General features: G+C 61.7%; 12 protein-coding genes. 4 read left to right on the top strand and 8 right to left on the bottom strand.

The features are described from left to right. Positions 1-48: 48 nt before the first annotated feature. The 4 genes from VFZ66_04645 to VFZ66_04630 all read right to left on the bottom strand — a co-directional run bounded on the left by VFZ66_04645 (position 49) and on the right by VFZ66_04630 (position 6,439). Positions 49-1,944, bottom strand: coding sequence for a peptide ABC transporter substrate-binding protein (locus VFZ66_04645; GenBank protein HEX6288454.1), 1,896 nt, complete (start codon positions 1,942-1,944; stop codon positions 49-51). Between the two features lie 537 nt (positions 1,945-2,481). Beyond that, the gene (locus VFZ66_04640; protein ID HEX6288453.1) at positions 2,482-3,498 is read right to left on the bottom strand and encodes an ABC transporter permease; all 1,017 of its coding nucleotides are present in this window, start codon (positions 3,496-3,498) and stop codon (positions 2,482-2,484) included. A gap of 15 nt (positions 3,499-3,513) precedes the next feature. After that, positions 3,514-4,557 (bottom strand): ABC transporter permease, encoded by a 1,044-nt coding sequence (locus VFZ66_04635; protein ID HEX6288452.1) that lies wholly within the window; start codon positions 4,555-4,557, stop codon positions 3,514-3,516. Between the two features lie 67 nt (positions 4,558-4,624). Continuing rightward, entirely contained in the window at positions 4,625-6,439 is a 1,815-nt protein-coding gene (locus VFZ66_04630) for an ABC transporter substrate-binding protein (GenBank protein ID HEX6288451.1), read from the bottom strand. 439 nt (positions 6,440-6,878) lie between these two features. Here VFZ66_04630 and VFZ66_04625 point away from each other — a divergent pair, with 439 nt between their 5' ends. Both VFZ66_04625 and VFZ66_04620 read left to right on the top strand, forming a co-directional pair. Continuing rightward, a complete protein-coding gene (locus VFZ66_04625; GenBank protein ID HEX6288450.1) occupies positions 6,879-7,913 on the top strand; it encodes a permease in 1,035 nt (344 codons plus the stop codon). A 4-nt stretch (positions 7,914-7,917) separates the two neighbouring features. After that, positions 7,918-8,655, top strand: coding sequence for a TIGR03943 family protein (locus VFZ66_04620; protein HEX6288449.1), 738 nt, complete (start codon positions 7,918-7,920; stop codon positions 8,653-8,655). A 113-nt stretch (positions 8,656-8,768) separates the two neighbouring features. On the opposite strand, the gene VFZ66_04615 is transcribed toward VFZ66_04620, so the two are convergent. Together VFZ66_04615 and hppD are read right to left on the bottom strand one after the other, a co-directional pair. Next, complete coding sequence (locus tag VFZ66_04615) at positions 8,769-9,974, bottom strand: PLP-dependent aminotransferase family protein (protein ID HEX6288448.1); 1,206 nt, start codon at positions 9,972-9,974, stop codon at positions 8,769-8,771. Between the two features lie 11 nt (positions 9,975-9,985). After that, complete coding sequence (gene hppD / locus VFZ66_04610) at positions 9,986-11,113, bottom strand: 4-hydroxyphenylpyruvate dioxygenase (protein ID HEX6288447.1); 1,128 nt, start codon at positions 11,111-11,113, stop codon at positions 9,986-9,988. A 986-nt stretch (positions 11,114-12,099) separates the two neighbouring features. Between hppD and VFZ66_04605 the strand changes: the two genes are divergently transcribed. Beyond that, positions 12,100-13,218 (top strand): site-2 protease family protein, encoded by a 1,119-nt coding sequence (locus VFZ66_04605; GenBank protein HEX6288446.1) that lies wholly within the window; start codon positions 12,100-12,102, stop codon positions 13,216-13,218. Between the two features lie 72 nt (positions 13,219-13,290). Here VFZ66_04605 and VFZ66_04600 read toward each other — a convergent pair whose 3' ends face one another. Continuing rightward, positions 13,291-14,664: a solute carrier family 23 protein gene (locus tag VFZ66_04600; GenBank protein ID HEX6288445.1), complete on the bottom strand. Its 1,374-nt coding sequence runs from the start codon at positions 14,662-14,664 to the stop codon at positions 13,291-13,293. A 262-nt stretch (positions 14,665-14,926) separates the two neighbouring features. Beyond that, positions 14,927-16,018 carry a type I restriction endonuclease gene (locus VFZ66_04595; protein HEX6288444.1) on the bottom strand — a complete coding sequence of 364 codons (1,092 nt, stop codon included), beginning with the start codon at positions 16,016-16,018 and terminating at the stop codon, positions 14,927-14,929. Positions 16,019-16,197: 179 nt separating this feature from the next. Here VFZ66_04595 and VFZ66_04590 point away from each other — a divergent pair, with 179 nt between their 5' ends. Further along, entirely contained in the window at positions 16,198-16,788 is a 591-nt protein-coding gene (locus VFZ66_04590; GenBank protein ID HEX6288443.1) for an FmdE family protein, read from the top strand. Positions 16,789-16,867 lie beyond the last annotated feature (79 nt).

Raw genomic sequence — 16,867 nt, 5'->3', positions numbered from 1 at the left:
AGTCGACAGATGTCGACTCCAGGCTTGAGCATCACCGCGAGCGTCGCACTACTGCGACATCGTCCAGTCGGCGATGTTCCAAACTTCCGAGTCCCACGGCGTCAGCTCGACGCCCTGGAGGTTCTTCGACTTGCCCGAAGCAACCTGCGGACGCGCCACGAGCGGAATCACGACCACGTCTTCGACGATGATGTCGTTCATCTGGAGCACGATCTCTTTGCGCTTGGCCTCGTCGGTTTCAGTGCGCAGCTGCTCGCACAGCTTATCGTAGTCGGGGTTGGAGTAGCGCTCGTTGTTGTTGAGCTGCCACTGGTTGCTGCGCTGCGCGATCTGCGCGGTGGTCCAGCCGCAGAGGTAGTTGGTCGGATCGGGCTGCTCGTAGTTATTGGTGTACATCTGCACGTCGGCGTAGAAGTGGCCGAACGTGTCGGGGTTGCCCGCGTCGGTGGAGAAGAAGACGCCGGCATCGACGCTCTTCAGCTCGACCGCAACGCCAAGCTGCTCCCAGGCGGCCTTGACCAGCGCCTGCTCCTTCTGGCGCAGCGGGTTGACGGTCGTCTGGTAGAGCACGCTCATCTTGACGCCGCCCTTCTCGCGGATGCCATCCGCGCCGACAGTCCAGCCAGCCTCGTCGAGCAGCTTCTTCGCGCCCTCGATGTCCGGCTCGCACTTGTGAATACCGCCGTAGAGCTGGCTCGGATCGACGTAGGGCGCGGTGGTGATGATCTCACAGGTCGGGCCTGCGCCTGGCGGGTAGAGCGCGGCAACCGCCTTGCGGTCGATCGCCATGCCGAGCGCCTGGCGAACCTTGAGGTCGGACAGGAACGGATGCGGCTGATCGGGCTCGGAGCGCTTGTCGCCCAGCGCCGGATCGGGGTTCGTGCGGTTGATCGCGATACGCTCGACGCTGGAGCCGGGGATCGTCAAGAAGTCGCCCTTGCCGCCGGAAAGCAACTGGTCGAGCACGGGCGCTTCCACCTGCAAGTTCCAGGCGTAGTCGGTATCGCCGGTCTGGAAGACCGCGCGCGCAGCCGAGGTGGCGTCGCCGCCGCCCTTCATCTCGACCGATTTGAAGAACGGCTTGTCGGCATCGCGATAGTTCTCGTTGATGTCGTACGACACGGCATCGCCGGGCTTGAACTCGCGCAGCTTATACGGGCCGGTGCCGATCGGCGCGTTGTTGGCCTGCTGGCATGCGCTGTCGGTCGATGCCTTCTCGCCGACGCAGTTCTCGAACTGCTTCTTCTGGATGATCTGACCGGTAGTGCTGACGAACATCTGGTACGGGTTCGGATTCGGAGCTTCCCAGGTAATCTTGACGGTGCTGGGATCAACTGCCTCGACCGACTTAACGCCCTGGAAGGCCGTGCTGGTGGTGCAGGCGGTCTTCTCGTCGGCGCAGTAGGAATAGGTGAAGGCCACGTCGTCGGCGGTGAAATCGGTGCCGTCCGACCACTTCACGCCCTTTTTGAGCTTCCACGTAACGGTGGTAAGGTCCTGGGCAATGCCGCCGTTGTCGACGGTCGGGATCTCTTCCGCCAGCACCGGCACGGGCGTGCCATCGGGACCGATCGCCGCCAGCGGCTCAAGGATCAGCCGCGATGCGTCGGAGTCCTTGGTGCCCTGGCCCAGGTGGAAGTTGAGGATCGTCGGCGCTTGCCACCATAGCAGGCGCAGCGTCTCACCCGCGCCGCGTCCACCGGCGGCAGGGGCGGCTGACGGCGAAGCCGCCTCGGAAGGAGATGGTTCTGCACTGGCAGAGGGAGCCGCAGACGGAGAAGCGGGCGGCGACTCAGGCGCTGCGGACGCGGCTGGCGCGCTGGGGCTGGGGCTGGCTGTGGTACCGCCGGACTGGGGAGCGCCGCCACACGCGGCAAGGATCGGCAGGATCAACGCGGCCAGCAGCACGAGTGACCAGCGAACGCGAACATGCAAAGTATTCACGGAGCCTCCTTAGAAAAGAGAAGCGACATACCAACAATCGAACCGTTCCGATACGGATGCCGTCAGGAAGCACCACCCCCTTTGCATGAGCAATCTTTATGAGAGATGAGGCGCTATGAGCTATACGTGAGTTCTTGCGATTATATCAAACCATGTCTACGGTTGATCACCCATTAAATCAGGAGGGGGTTCACTGTGTGCGTGTACGTATCGTTCTTCGAGAGGCGCTGCACCACCTATTCAACGAGGTTAAGGCTGGATCTGTGAGCAAGCGCGATTATACCAGAGAACGCGGAATCAGTAAACGCGGGCTTACGCAGCCAGGATTGGCGAGATTGTGAAGAATTGAAATCCAATTTTCGAGTTCTGAGTTTCCCTTATACAGGCCCTCACCCGGGCCGGGGTGCCATGCCCGGAGGGCACCCGGCCTGGCACCCGCCCTCTCCCATTGCGATAGGAGAGGGGAGATGCCTGTGCTTAGTCCTCGCTTGGTTCTTGGTTCTCTTATTCCCCTGTTGTGCGGCCAAAGGGCAGGCGCTAGCGCTTCAGGCGCGGATCGAGCGCGTCGCGCAGGCCATCGCCCAGCAAGTTAAATCCGAGCACCGTCACGATGATCGCCAGGCCGGGAAACGCGGGATACCACCACTTGCCCTGGACCACATAATCGCGCGCTCCGGCGAGCATCGTGCCCCATTCGGGACGCGGCGGGCGCGCGCCCAGGCCCAGAAAGCCGAGCGCCGCAACGCTAATGATCGCGGTCGCCATCGATAGCGTCGCCTGCACCAGCAGCGGCGCGAGGCTGTTGGGCATGATATGGCGGAACAGAATACGGCTGCCGGGCGCGCCGATCGTCTGCGCCGCCGTTACAAACTCCTGGTTGCGCAGCGAGATCACCGTCGCGCGGCTAATGCGGGCGAAGATCGGGATCTCGACGATGCCCACGGCCAGCATCGCGTTGAACAACCGCTGATCGAGCACCCTGCCGACGCCGGGCAGGCCCGCCAGCGCATTGAAGAGCTGCGTCGAAAACGAGTCCGGGCCGCTGGCCGCCGTGGTGATCGCAATCGCCAGCAGGATACTGGGAAAGGCCAGCATAATATCCATGATCCAGACCGCGACCATATCGAACCACCCGGCGACGTATCCGGCGGTCAGGCCCAGCAGCGTGCCGAACACCACCGCAAATAAGACCGAGAAGATGCCGACGGTGAGCGAGATCGGCGCGCCGTGGAGCACGCGCACGAACAGATCGCGGCCCAGCTCGTCGGTGCCGAAGGGCAGCGACCAGGTATCGGCCTTCAAGCGGGTGCGCGTGGCCTGATCCATCAGCATCGAGGGCGGCTGCAAGCGCTGGCGCAAGTTGCGGTCGCGCGAGGGATCGTAGGGCATGAGCGCCTGAATAAACACGGCCAGCAAGATCAGCGCGACGCTGATCGCGAGGCCGATCCGCCCCGCAGAGCTGCTGATCAAGCGCCGCCACGCATCGCGCCACAAGCTGCGCTGCGGACGCTCGGCTTCGGCCTGTGGCGCTGCGGTTTGGGCCGCTGTCGTCATACTTCCTCCTAACGTCTAGCGGTGCTGAATGCGCGGGTCGAGAAACGCATACGACAGATCGACCAGCATATTGACGATCACGAACAAGAACGCCACAAAGATCACACCGCCCTGCACCACTGGATAATCGCGGCCCTGCACGCCGGTATAGAGCCAGGTGCCGATCCCCGGCCATGAGAAGACCGTCTCGGTCAGAATCGCGCCGCTGAGCAAGAAGCCAAGCTGCAAGCCGACGATCGTCACGACGGGCAGCAGCGCATTGCGCAGCGCGTGGCGCGTCACCACCACCCGCTCGCGCAGCCCTTTGGCCCACGCGGTACGCACGTAGTCCTGGCTGAGCACCTCAAGCATCGCCGAGCGAGTCATCCGCGCGATGATCGCCAGCGGCACCGTCGAAAGCGCGACCGAGGGCATGATCAGATGCTTGATCGCGTTCCAGGTCAGATCCAGCCGCCCTAGCAGCAGGCCATCGAGCACATACAGGCCGGTAATTTCGCGAAAGCCACGGCTAAACTGCGCGTCGAGGCGCTGGCTGACCGGCAGGATGTGCAGATTGACCGCGAATAAATATTGCATCATCAGGCCCAGCCAGAAGATCGGGATCGACACGCCGATCAGCGCCAGCAGCACGCTCCCGGCATCGATCCACGAGCCGCGCCGGATTGCGGCGACCATCCCGATCGGCACGCCCACCAGCACCGAGATCGTCAGCGCGGCCAGGGTCAGCTCCAGCGTCGCCGGAAAGCGGGTGCGTAGCTCGGTGTTGACATCGGTGCGGCGAATGATCGACGTGCCGAAATCGCCTCGCGCCAGCTCACGCATGAAATTGAAATACTGGGTATCGAAAACATTGCGCTGGCCGCTGAAGTCGAAAAACAGCTTCTTGTCGAGGCCAAGCTGAATCTCCAGCTCTCGAACCTGGCGCGGCGTTGCGCGCTCTCCCAGGATCGTGATCGCCGGATTACCGGGGATCAGGCGCAGCACCAGAAAGACCAGAAACGAAATGCCCAGCAGCACCGGGATCAGGCCAAGCACACGCCGGATGGTATAAGCAAACATACAGATGTACCAGATCGGAAGAACGAAGGCTGTACATGACAGCCTTCGCTCTTCAAAGACTCAACGACTACTTTTCGATCGACAGCGTTCTCCACGGCTCGTGACCGAACGGCGATGGCGTCCAGCCCTGGAGCGCCTTCTTCGCGCCATAGACCGGCGGCGCGTGGACGATCGGAATGGTCGGCACGTCCTGCCGGATGATGTCGCCCGCCTTCTTGAAGTTCTCGGCGGCCTCCTCCTGCGACTTGGCGGTACCGCCATTCTCAAGGATCGTGATCAGCTCCTGGTTCTTGTAGCCCTGCTTCAGCTCGACGGTCGGGCCGAAGAAGACGTACAGGAAGTTGTTCGGATCGGCATAGTCGCCGGTCCAGCCCAGCATCCACATGCCGTTCTTCTTGCCCGCGTCGACGTTGTCGAGATACGCGCCCCAGTCCTCGGTCTTCAGCTCGACCTTGATGCCAATATCGGCAAGCTGCGCGGCGAAGGCCTCGGCGACCGGCTGCGGCGTCGGGAAGTACGGGCGCGAAACCGGCATGTACCAGAACTCAAGCGCGCTCTCCGTGCCGTCCGAGAGCGTCATCGTGTCGAAGCCGTCGGGGAAGCCCGCCTCGGCCAGCAGCGCCTTCGCCTTTTCGGGATCGTAGGGGTACGGATCGTCGCCCTCAGGCCGCGCCCAGGACAGACCTTCGGGCAGGAAGCTCTGCGCGACCTCGCCGACGCCGCCGTAGAAGGCATCCAGAATTTCCTGCTTGTTGATCGCGTGGGCAATCGCCTGCCGGACCTTGGGATTATCGAGCGGCTTGCTGTTGAGGTTCATCGCGATGTAGGCGATGTTGAACGGCTCGACCTTCACATCCTGAAGATTGGCGTCGCTCTGCAACGTCTCGCGCGAGTCGGGCGGCAGGTTGACCGAGAAGTCGATCGAGCCGGCCTGGAGCTCGGCGACGCGCGCCGGAGCATCGGCGATGAAGCGCACGATCGCGCCGGGCATCTTGGCCTTCTCGCCCCAGTAGTCGTCGTTGCGCACCAGAATAATATTCTGGCCGGGCGTCCACGACTCAAGCTTGAACGGGCCGGTGCCCACCGCCTCGCCGCCGGGCGTGCCGTACTTCTCGGCGTTCTTCTTGACCACCTCCGGGCTGGAGAGGCCGAAGTAGCTCGACGAGAGCACATCTGCCAGCAGCGGGAAGGAGCGCTTCATCGTGATCTTGACGGTGAAATCGTCGACCTTCTCGATCCCTTCCCAGGCAGTGGTATCGCTGCCCGCGAAGCCGCCGAAGATGTCGTTGAACGCCTGGAAGGTCTTACCCTTATCGCGGTAGCCGAACTCGAAGCTCGGATCGGCCATGCGCTGGAAGTTGAAGACCACCGCATCTGCGTTGAAATCGGTGCCGTCGTGGAACTTCACGCCCTGACGCAGCTTAAAGGTCCACTCGGTCGAGTCTTCGTTGGCCGTCCACTCCTCGGCCAGCAACGGCTGCGTGCCGACCTTGCCCTCGACGCGGCCAACCAGCGTCTCCTGGATCTGGTCGGTGACGACCAGCGCCTGGCCCGACGTGGTATCCATCGAGTCGAGCAGGTCGGGCTCGCCCGGATTGCCGTACACCAGGAAATTAGCCGTATCGCCGCTTTCGCCGGTGGTGCCGGTGGCGGGTGATGCCTCTGCTGAGCCTGACGGAGAAGGAGAAGCGTCGGTGGCGGGTGATGCCGACGCGGATGGTTCGGGAGATGCCGAAGGTAATGTGTCGCCAGCGGGCGCGCTGGCTTCGGGAGTCGTTGCAGCGCCGGGTGTCGCAGTGCCGCCACATGCGGCCAGGATCGGCAGCAGCAGCGCGAGCAGCAAGAACGCCGAAAACCGCATACGCAGAGATATAGGTTTCACGGAGCCTCCTTAGCGAGATCTAAAACAAGCGGGTAGACACGTCGCATTCGTTCGTAGCCTGCTATGTTATTCACACCTCCTTGATCGGATCGGTTTAATCGATGAACCTATGCGGTGTCAGTGAGCGGGCAATTATAACAGACAACGCGCCAGAGACGATCGCATACCCCGGCAGCACAGGCCATGCCGGGTAGATCCCCCGGTCCAGGTCCAGCAAGCGGCATACCAGCAGCGCGCCGGGCGGTTGCTTTTGACTCTCACAGGTGTTCTTGCTACACTTGCGGCGGAGAGCCAAGAACCAAGAACCGGGTGCCAGACCGGGCGCCCTTTGGACGAGCAAAGAACAAAGAACAAAGCGAGAACTCAAAACTCAAAACTTGAAACTTGAAACTTGAAACGTTGAACTTTGCGCTCGAAACGTGCCGCTAAAGGAATGCTTATGCAATCTGAATCGATCTCGGTTACGCTGCCCCGCCGGGGCTTCCGGCCTCAGCTTGGCTGGCTGGCCTACCTGCCCGCCGTGCTGCTGCTCTGGATCGGCAGCGGCCTGGCGCTACCCCGCGTGCTGGAAGCCCTCACGCCCCGCGTCCAGGGCTTGATCACCATTTTTCTGGGCATCTTCATCGAGGCGCTGCCCTTCGTCGCGGCGGGCGTGCTCGTCTCGTCGATCATCGCGGTCTTTGTCAGCGATGAGCTGATCCAGCGGCTCACGCCCACCGATCCCTTCCGCGCGGCGCTCGTCGGCTCGGTGCTGGGCATGGCGTTTCCCGTCTGCGAGTGCGGCACCGTCCCGACGACCCGCCGCCTGCTGCACAAAGGCGCGCCGCTGCCGTTCGGCGTGGCGTTTTTGCTGGCCGCGCCGGTGATCAACCCGATCGTGATCGCCTCGACCTTCGTCGCGTTCAACGGCGACTGGCTGATGGTCGGCGGGCGGGTTGGCCTCACGCTGCTGATCGCGATTAATGTGGCGCTGGTGATGAGCTGGCTGCCGCGCCAGCAAGCGCTGCTGGCACCGGGCGTGGCGCATAGCGGCGCTGGCTGTAGCTGCGAGCATCACGCGCAGCGGCGCTCCGTGGCGGGCGTGTTGCAGCACAGCGCCGAGGAGCTGATCGAGATGAGCCGCTGGCTGGTGCTGGGCGCGCTGCTGGCCGCGACGCTGCAAACGTTCGTGCCACAGTCTACGCTGCTGAGCATCGGCGGCGGCGAGATCGTCTCGGTGGTGGTGCTGATGGCGCTGGCGGTACTGCTGTCGGTCTGCTCGACCGTGGATGCGTTTCTGGCGCTGGCGCTGAGCCAAACCTTCGGGCCGGGCGCGCTGCTGGCCTTTCTGGTCTTCGGCCCGATGATCGACATCAAGAGCACACTGATGTTCCTGACGACGCTCTCAGGCCGCGCGGTGGCGCTGATCATCGCCCTGGTAGTGCCGCTGGTGCTGGCAGCGGGCGTTGCGATTAACTTATTGATGATGAGGTAGCGCCATGACGACCCTGCGTGCGCAACCGACAACGACCAACTGGGCAGCCTTGATCGAGGGCTGTATCCTGGCCGGGCTTGGCGCGATGCTGCTGCGCAAGACCTGGGACGGCCAGTTGCCGCTGTATATTCACCCGCGCTACACGACGCTGTTGCTGGCGACCTCGATCCTGGTCCTGCTGATCGGCGCGTTCCGGCTGTGGCAGACCGGCGAGGGCGCGCAGCCGCTGCGCGGGCGGCTCAGCGTCTATGGCCTGCTGCTGGCTCCGCTGCTGCTGGGTGTCCTGATCCCGGCCAAGCCCGCCGGATCGGCGCTAGTCGATCCGCGCCAGATGAATAACGTCGGGCGCGGCTACACCAAGCCAAGCGCGCTGGCGAACGACGACTCGACCAAGTGGACGCTGTACGACTGGCTTTTCGCGCGCTACACGCTCAAGCCCGACGAGGCCAGGGGCAAGGCGGTGGATGTGGTCGGCTTTGTGTATCGCGATCCCAACGGCCAGCAGACAGCCGCCGACGAGTTTTATGTCGTGCGCTACACGCTGGCCTGCTGCGTCGCCGACCGTACCAACGTCTCGCTGCCGGTGAAGTGGTCCGACGCGACCACGCTGCCCAACGACCAGTGGGTGCGCGTCACGGGCAAGATCGACCTGCGCCCTGGCGAGGGGCCGCCGGAGTTTGTCGTCACCGAGGCGCGGGTCGAGGCCGTGCCGCAGCCGAGCGAGCCGTATCTGTACCCGTAGCCGCCCAGTCGGCGACGGCGCTACCAAGATAGAGAAGGGCGTCATCCGGTGTGGATGACGCCCCTCGTATTCTGTGTCGTCGTGAATAGTACGAAAAAACTGCCGAGTATACCCTACAACGATCGGAGCACTCGCCCCAGCCGCCCGATACCCTCTTCGATCAGCTCCGGCGGGCAGTTCGAGAAATTCAGGCGCATACAGTTGGCACCCTGGCGGCTATTGCCGACGGCGAACGCATGGCCGGGGATGAACGCGACGTTCTCCTGCTCGACGGCAACCCTGAGCGCCTCGCCGGTATCCACCGTCGACGGCAGCTCAACCCAGAAGAACATGCCGTGCGATGGCTTCTTCCAGCGCGCCTCGCGGGGAAAGTGCCGCTCAAGCGCAGCGTGCATCGCGTCGCGCCGGATGCCGTACTCTTGGCGCAGCGTGTCGAGATGCGCGGGCAGATGGCCCGCATCCAGGTAGGCGCAGATCGCGCGCTGGGTAAAGGTCGACGTGTTGATGTCGCTCGACTCCTTGATCACGCTGAGCTTTTCGATCAGCTCTTCGGGCACGATCAGCCAGCCGACGCGCAACGTCGGCATCAGCGTTTTGGAGAAGGAGCCCAGGTAGAAGACCCACTGATCGTCGAGCGCGCGCATCGGCGGCGCGCCCTGCCCATCGTAGTAGAGGAAGCCGTAGGCATCGTCTTCGAGGATCGGCATGTGGTATCGGCGGGCTAGCTCCACCAGGCGCGACCGCTTCTCGGCGCTCATGCTGATGCTCAGCGGATTGTGGCCCGCGCTCATCGCATACATGAACGCAGGCCGCGCGCCCGACGCCAGCAGCGCCTCGACCGCGTCGACGTCCACCCCGGTTTCAAGATCCGTCGAAACGGTCAAGATCTCAGGCTGGAACGGCGCAATCGCCTGCTGGAGGCCGCTATAAATAATCTCCTCGGTCAACACCTGCCCGCCGGGGTCCAGCAGCAGATGGATCAGCAGATTCATCGCCTGCTGAGCGCCTGTGGTGATGAAGACCTGCTCTTCGCAGCAGGTAACGCCGCGCTGCTGCATCAGCCTGACGATATGCGTCTTGAGTGGCCGCAGAGTCGGCTGGTACTGAAACGCAACCGGATCGTTGCTCACGACCTGCGCCACGGCCTGCGCGAAATGCTCCTTTGGGAACAATTCTGCCGCCGGAAGGCCCAGCGCAAACGAGAGCAGGCCGGGACGCGCTAACAGCGCCAGCATGTCCTGGATCGCCGACGGCTGAAGCGATCGAGCCCAGCCAGCCAGCGGGATCGGTTCCGTCGAAGGCGAGACTGTATCAAGCATCGAGCATTCTCCTAGAATGTTCCACGTAGCTCTTGCTCGCGCTCGACGGCCTGGAAGAGCGCCTTGATGTTGCCGCCGCCAAAGCCGCGCGCGCCATTGCGCTGGATCAGCTCCAAGAACATCGTCGGGCGGCTCGTCACCGGCTTGGTAAAGATCTGCATCAGCGAGCCCCAGTCATCGCGATCGACCAGAATGCTTAGCTCGCGCAGGTTAGTCATCAGCGCGGGGTCCAGCTTCCCGACGCGATCTTCCAGCAGATCGTAGTACGCGCCTGGCGTGCGCAGGAAGCGGATACCGCGCGCTTGCCAGGCGCGCATCGTCGTGACAATATCATTGGTCAAAAACGCGAGGTGCTGCGTGCCCGCGCCGTTGTGATAGTGCAGGTACTCCTCGATCTGCGACTTCCGCTCCGACATCGACGGTGCGGGCTCGACCAGCGGAAACTTGATACGCTGGCCGCTATCCTCGACCACCTTGGAGTTCATCGCGCTGTGCTCGGTCGAGATCATCTCTTCAAGCATCTCGTGGAAGCTGAGCACCTTCTTGTAGAAATCAACCCAATAGTCTAGCTGTCCGGGCTCGATGCCGACCGCGACGTGATCGATCTCGACCAGGCCCGTCGGCTCGGTTGCCAGCGCGCTGCTAAACTTATGGTAGCCGGGGAAGAAGATGCCCTCGTACTCGTTGCGCTGCACGAACGAGTGAACGGTATCGCCGTAGGCTGCGATCGTCGCTTTGATCACGCGGCCCTTCTGGCCCTCGAAGACCGTCGGCTCCAGCACCGGCCTTGCGCCGTGACGCACCGCAGCTTCAAAGACAGCCGTGGCATCATCGACCTCAAAGGCAATATCTTTGACGCTATCGCCATGGATCTTGACGTGCTCGGCGATCGGGCTATTGCCGTCCAGCGAGCCGGTCAGCACCAGGCGAATATCGCCCTGGGTGAGCACATACGAAGCCTTGTCGCGAACTTTGGTTTCCAGGCCGGCGTAGGCTACCGGCGTGAAGCCAAAGACCGTCTGATAATAGTGCGCTGCCTGGACCGGATTGCCGACGTAGAGTTCAACGTAGTCAAAGTATTTCAGCTTCAGCACGTTATGTGGCTGTGCTGCGATCTCCTCAAGCTGCGCGACTGTCATGGGGGGACCTCCATAAGTGTGTAGATTTTCGGAAATGGAGATGATGCCGTCATCACCTCGTTCGTAGGATTAATCCCGCGCAGGCGCTTTTTATTGCTCTGCCGGGCATCGACCGAGTAAATCCACGATCGGGGCCGATTGTTAAGGTGCGGCAGCGACCTCCGCAGGCTACACAGAGCGTCTATTCCAACGTCTGGGAATCGATCCGAACAAGGGCGAATTCAAGATCAGGCTATACGCGCCCACCGACTTCGGCATATCTGCCGCACATATACGATCCGGAAAGAGTATAGCACCATCTACCGATAGAGGCGACTCATCCCAGGGCGAGGTGAGGGACATGATGATACCAGCCAACGCCAGCAAGGTCCTGTCGTCGCCGTGCTGCTGGCGTCCGCGAGCCGATGGTGGCACGCGCCGGGCAATGCACGATCCGCATGACCGCCTGGGCATGGCACAGGGCAAGGTCGCTCGCCTCACGCGCCGATCAGCCAGGTACGATTGTGTCACACACCCCAATCCGCCACCGCGTGCGCGTCGTGATGCGGCCTCGAACCTTTGCCATGAATTGATAAGCGGTCGATCCGCTTGCAGGTCGGCACTGACCCTCAGTGGATTTCGGGCAACAACCCGATCAGCGCCCTATCGCCGACATACTCTGTCAGCGCCAGATGATCCTGGTTGTTGCCTGGATGATAGTACCCAAAAGGTAGGCCTTGTACCAATGACCGGTTGAGTAGCTCTGCATCTAGAACTGCCATGCATGGTAGGTCGCAGATGGTTAAATAAAGTATAAATGTCCTGTCAATTTAAATTTGGTAAAAATCTAGATTTGGTAAATGGCGACACAGCCGACCGAGCGGCTATACTCATCGGGCCGCAAGCGCGCTACCGTCCAGCCTCTCGCTTATGCGCCTGTGCCATGCTCAACTTAAAGCGGTCAAATGCGGGTATGATGATTACAGAACAGGAGTCAGGAACCCTCAATGAGCTTGGAACAGATCAACGATCATCCAGTTGTCGATGATCATATTTTGCCTGTCATGGCCGGGCTGATCGAGCCTCAGGCCATCAATCGGCAGCCAAACGGAACGATCGTCGTGCGCGGGAGGCTGCTGACCAGCGCCGAGCGCGTGTATCGCCCGCTGCGAGCGCGCTTCGAGACGCTTGGCTACACACCGTTTATCCGTCCGCACGCCGACGGCGTAGAGCTGATCGCCGCGCCGGGCGTGATCGAGCGACAGCCGTTGCGCTGGCGCCTCAATCTTGTGCTGTTTATCGCTACGGTGCTGAGCGTGCTGCTGATCGGCGCGCTGAACGAGATCGGCGCGGCTGGCCTTGAGCTGAGCGCTGTGCTGCGCGATCCCAGATTGCTTGGCCTGGGCATTCCCTTCACCGCAACGGTGATCGGGATTCTGGCGACGCACGAGATGGGACATTATGTTGTCAGCCGGCTGCGGGGCGCGCCCGCGAGCCTGCCCTACTTCATCCCAATGCCGCTTTCGCTCACGGGCACGATGGGCGCGGTGATCGTGCAGCGCGAGCCGTTTGAAGATCGGCGGACGCTGCTGGAGGTGGCCGTAGCGGGTCCGCTGGCCGGGCTGGCGGTGGCGATCCCGCTGCTCTTCTACGGCCTGGCGACCTCGACAGTCGCGCCCGCGCCGGATGGGCCGTACTACCTCGAAGGCAACTCGCTCTTGTACGCGGCGGCGAAGTATCTGGTCTTTGGGCAATGGCTGCCGAACGGCAGAGTGGATGTCCAGCTCAACCCCGTGGCGTGGGGCGCGTGGATCGGGCTGCTGGTGACGATGTTCAATCTGCTGCCCGCCGGGCAGCTCGACGGCGGACATATCGCCTACGCGCTCTTTGGCAAGCGAGCCGAGTGGTTGGCGTACGCGATCATGCTGCTGTGCCTGGGCCTGGGGCTTACCGGGGCGACGACCTGGCTGATCTGGGTGCTGCTGATCGGCCTGATGGGGCCGCGACACCCGCCGCCCTTCAACGACCTGGTCAAGCTGCGGCCAGCTCATATCGTGCTGGGAGTCGTCGGGCTGATCACCTTTGTGCTGTTGTTCATGCCCGAACCGCTGCGGCTGATTCAGTAGCGGCGACTCGACGACAGGCCGCGACCTGCCCTGAAGCCGGGCAGGTCGTTGGTGTGCTGCAGGAGTGAAATATTATGCCGAGTGCTGCGGCGCGGCGGCGACAGGCTCGTCGATGCCTTCGACGGGCGCGCTCCGACCAGGCGCGAACATAAACAGCAGATTGAGCACGATGCCGAAGAGCGCTGCCGTGGCGATGGCTGGAAGGTTATAGCTGCCGACTGGGATCGAGCCGTTGGCGAAGGCGCTGCCGCCGATGCCGATCACCAGGATCGTCGCGCCGATCGCAAGCTGGCGCGGATTGAACAGATCGACCCGCTCCGATTGCATCAGGGCCACACCTTGCAGGCCGATCACGCCGAAGAGGTAGATCGCCAGGCCGCCGACGACCGCCGTCGGGATCGTGCCGACGAGCGCGGCCAGCTTGCCGATAAAGCCCAGCAGCATCGCGATCACGCCCGCAGTCATCAGCACCGGGGCCGAGTAGTTGCGGGTGATCGCCATCAGCGAATTGTTCTCGCCGTAGTTGGTCCCGGCGCAGCCGCCAAGCGCGCCGTTGACGAAGTCGCCCAGGCCGTCGAGCATCAGGTTGAGGCCGATCAGCCGCCGAATGCCAAGCGGCGGTCGGTGCAGCTCCTCGGCCAGCTTATCGACGTACAGGCTGATCTGGTAGAGATGCGCTGTCGATTCGGGGATCGTCGCAATCGCGATCGGCGCAATCGCCAGCATCGCGGTGAGCGCCTGGGGATGGGTAAAGTCCGGCAGGCTGAAGTTGGGCACCGCAAACCAGGGCGCGGTGGCAACGTTGCTGAAGTCCACCAGCCCGACGGCGAAGGCGATTGCGTAGCCGCTCAGCGCGCCGATCAGCACGGGCAGCATGCCCAGCAGGCCACGGCCCTGCAAATAGACCGAGGCGCAGACCGTGATCAGCAGCGTCGCCAGCGCCACCACGAACCAGGAGCCGCCCTGCGCCGTGAGATTATCGCCCAGGCAGCACGCGCCCGTCGCCATGTCGAGCGCGGCCTTTGCCAGCGCAATGCCGATCACGATCGCCATCGAGCCGGTGATGATCGGCGGCAGAATGCGATCGAGCACGCCGCGACCAACCTGGCGGATCAGCAGGCCAGTCAGGATCGACACGAACGCGGTGGCGATGATGCCCGCCTGCGCGACGGGCACGCCGTAGAGCTTGACGATCGCCGCGACGGGCACGATATAGGCGAAGCTGGAGCCGTAGTACAGCGGGATGCGGCCCCTGGACAGCAGGAGCGCGAGCACCGTCGCCAGGCCGCTGGCAAAGAGCGTCACGCCGACATCGAAGCCGGTCAGGATGGCAACCAACACCGTGGCCGGAAACATCGTCACCACATGCTGCAAGCCGAGGCTGATCATCGCGGGAGCAGCGGGGCGATCTTGCGGGAGGTAGCCTTGGACAAGCGGGCGGGCCATGGAGATCCTCCTAGAGCAGGCTGCGAAAAAGCTTCCCACGGCGGGAAGCTTCGAACTACACAGTACTGGAGAGCACAAGCAGATTGCACCTGCAACCAGCGGCAGGCTGCCGATCTACGAGCCGGGCGGGCATGGTGCGCGCACTATAGCATCACACGTCTACGCTGTCAACGAGGTGTGCTAATCTTAAAAGCCAAGGGCATTCGCAGCGTGAATCCGACGCTTTGCAGCAGCATATTGCTACATACACTGCTGCTATAGTCTACTTCTTCTCGTACACGCCGATCGTAGATCGTAATCGATCTGAGTATTGGTAGATTTCGTCGATGCCTCCAATCTGTATTTTTGTTTCCTTCCGCTGCTCGTTATCAAACAACCCTAGATATTTTTGCGGACCGTTGAAGTAAAGGCGACAAATAGGTCTTCTATTGTTGTCATCAAGCAGTACGCTACAATAACTCTGCACATCACGCAGGACAACACGCTTGGCATCAACGACACCATACAATACAGCTTTGACGACGTAATATGCCTGCATTTCATCCGCTGTAGTGACGACAGAAAGTTGCTCCTGAGCTGTTTTGCTTTCTTCGGCTGGGAGTGGTGCAGTTATTTGCTGCTCTGCTGGAGTGAGCTGTGTATCTGTACCAAGCGCTGATTTCAGACGCTCATTGATTTGATCATTGATGAAACGTTTGAGAGCACGTCGCGTTATTTGCGTAAACTGATCTCGGATAGCGGGTGTTAGACGCCCGCTATACACTTGTGATGCGAAGAATTTAACAAACTCTTCGGATGGCTGTTGTAGTTGGTCCGCCATGATACGTTGGATTTCACGGCTATATTTCAACTCACTAGCAGTTGTCAAGATGCCATTGAGATCATAAGCAGACTTGGTAAACTTCTTCAGTTCCTCAACATCTTGCTCACGTATATCAAGCATGTTGAACTCAAAGAAGGGTCTGGCATCCATTTTATTGGGAGCTTCAAGGTCAGTGAAGAAGCGATACGAGATGCCATTTGTGAGTACACCAAAACGTGCTTCGGTAACACTGAAATAACGGTACAATTGCGACGCATGTTCTTTATTGAGGTCCGCGCCATGCCATTTACACTCAAAGAGGATGATAGGCTTTCCATCTTTCAAGATGGCATAATCCACCTTCTCGCCCTTTTTCAAGCCAACATCGGCATGCAGTTCAGGTGTAACCTCTGTGGGATCGAAGACGTTGTAGCCAAGGGCACTGATGAACGGCATAATCAAAGCATTTTTCGTCGCCTCTTCAGTTTGAATATGAGGTAACTGTTTTTGGATACGAGCCGACAGTTCGCGAATTTTGTCAATAAAGTCCATGTGAACAACTCCTGGGGGTGGGGCTAAAGAGTAACATAGCAGCGTTAGTGTAACATATGTCTGCAATAGTCAAACGCGCTCATACCGAAAAGGTTACGCCGCCGTGGTAGGATGATGGTGTGCGTGCCGCAGAAGGTATCGCTGTTTGTCGCACCAGCGAGATACACGAGGGAAACGCTATGCCCGCGCAACTCCAGGCCATGCTCGAAGCAGCCGCCGCGCTGCACGATCACCTGTGCCCGCGCCAGGTGCTTGGGGTGCGCATCGGGGTCTACGCCGGGGAGCTGCTCGGCCTCGATCTGCCGCAGCGCGACAAGCGCCTGTGGACCTTCGTCGAGAGCGACGGCTGCTTCGCCGACGGCGTCGCGGCGGCGACCGGCTGCTGGCTGGGACGGCGCACCCTGCGCCTGGTGGATCTGGGCAAGATCGCGGCGACGTTCGTCGACACGCAGACCGGGCGCGCGGTGCGGATTCGCCCCTCACCTTATGCGCGCGATCGAGCCATGCAGCACGCGCCGCACGCGGCAAGTCGCTGGCACGCCTACCTCGACGCCTACCAGACGATGCCGACGACCGATCTACTGGACGCTCAGCCCGTGGTGCTGACGGTCGAGATGGCGAAGATCATCAGCCGCCCCGATGTGCGCGTCATGTGCCAGCGCTGCGCCGAGGAGATCATCAACGAGCGCGAGGTGCTGCGCGCCGGAGCGGTGCTCTGCCAAAGCTGCGCCGGAGACGCCTACTACCGCAGCGCCGACGAGCAGCATTGACGGATCGGTCGGTCATCGGTGTACCCAGAGCGTATGCCATATGACACTACAACGTCAATCCTCAACCCGAATCTCTCGA

The sequence above is a fragment of the Herpetosiphonaceae bacterium genome (genome assembly GCA_036374795.1).
Lineage (GTDB): Bacteria > Chloroflexota > Chloroflexia > Chloroflexales > Kallotenuaceae > LB3-1.
The sequence above is the reverse complement of the archived record's forward strand: the minus strand, read 5'-3'. Positions and strand labels throughout refer to the sequence as shown.

Coding starts and splice junctions, on each gene's coding strand:
- VFZ66_04640 (HEX6288453.1), bottom strand. CDS start 3,498: ATGACGACAGCGGCCCAAACCGCAGCGCCACAGGCCGAAGCCGAGCGT.
- VFZ66_04635 (HEX6288452.1), bottom strand. CDS start 4,557: ATGTTTGCTTATACCATCCGGCGTGTGCTTGGCCTGATCCCGGTGCTG.
- VFZ66_04625 (HEX6288450.1), top strand. CDS start 6,879: ATGCAATCTGAATCGATCTCGGTTACGCTGCCCCGCCGGGGCTTCCGG.
- VFZ66_04620 (HEX6288449.1), top strand. CDS start 7,918: ATGACGACCCTGCGTGCGCAACCGACAACGACCAACTGGGCAGCCTTG.
- VFZ66_04615 (HEX6288448.1), bottom strand. CDS start 9,974: ATGCTTGATACAGTCTCGCCTTCGACGGAACCGATCCCGCTGGCTGGC.
- hppD (HEX6288447.1), bottom strand. CDS start 11,113: ATGACAGTCGCGCAGCTTGAGGAGATCGCAGCACAGCCACATAACGTG.
- VFZ66_04605 (HEX6288446.1), top strand. CDS start 12,100: ATGAGCTTGGAACAGATCAACGATCATCCAGTTGTCGATGATCATATT.
- VFZ66_04600 (HEX6288445.1), bottom strand. CDS start 14,664: ATGGCCCGCCCGCTTGTCCAAGGCTACCTCCCGCAAGATCGCCCCGCT.
- VFZ66_04595 (HEX6288444.1), bottom strand. CDS start 16,018: ATGGACTTTATTGACAAAATTCGCGAACTGTCGGCTCGTATCCAAAAA.
- VFZ66_04590 (HEX6288443.1), top strand. CDS start 16,198: ATGCCCGCGCAACTCCAGGCCATGCTCGAAGCAGCCGCCGCGCTGCAC.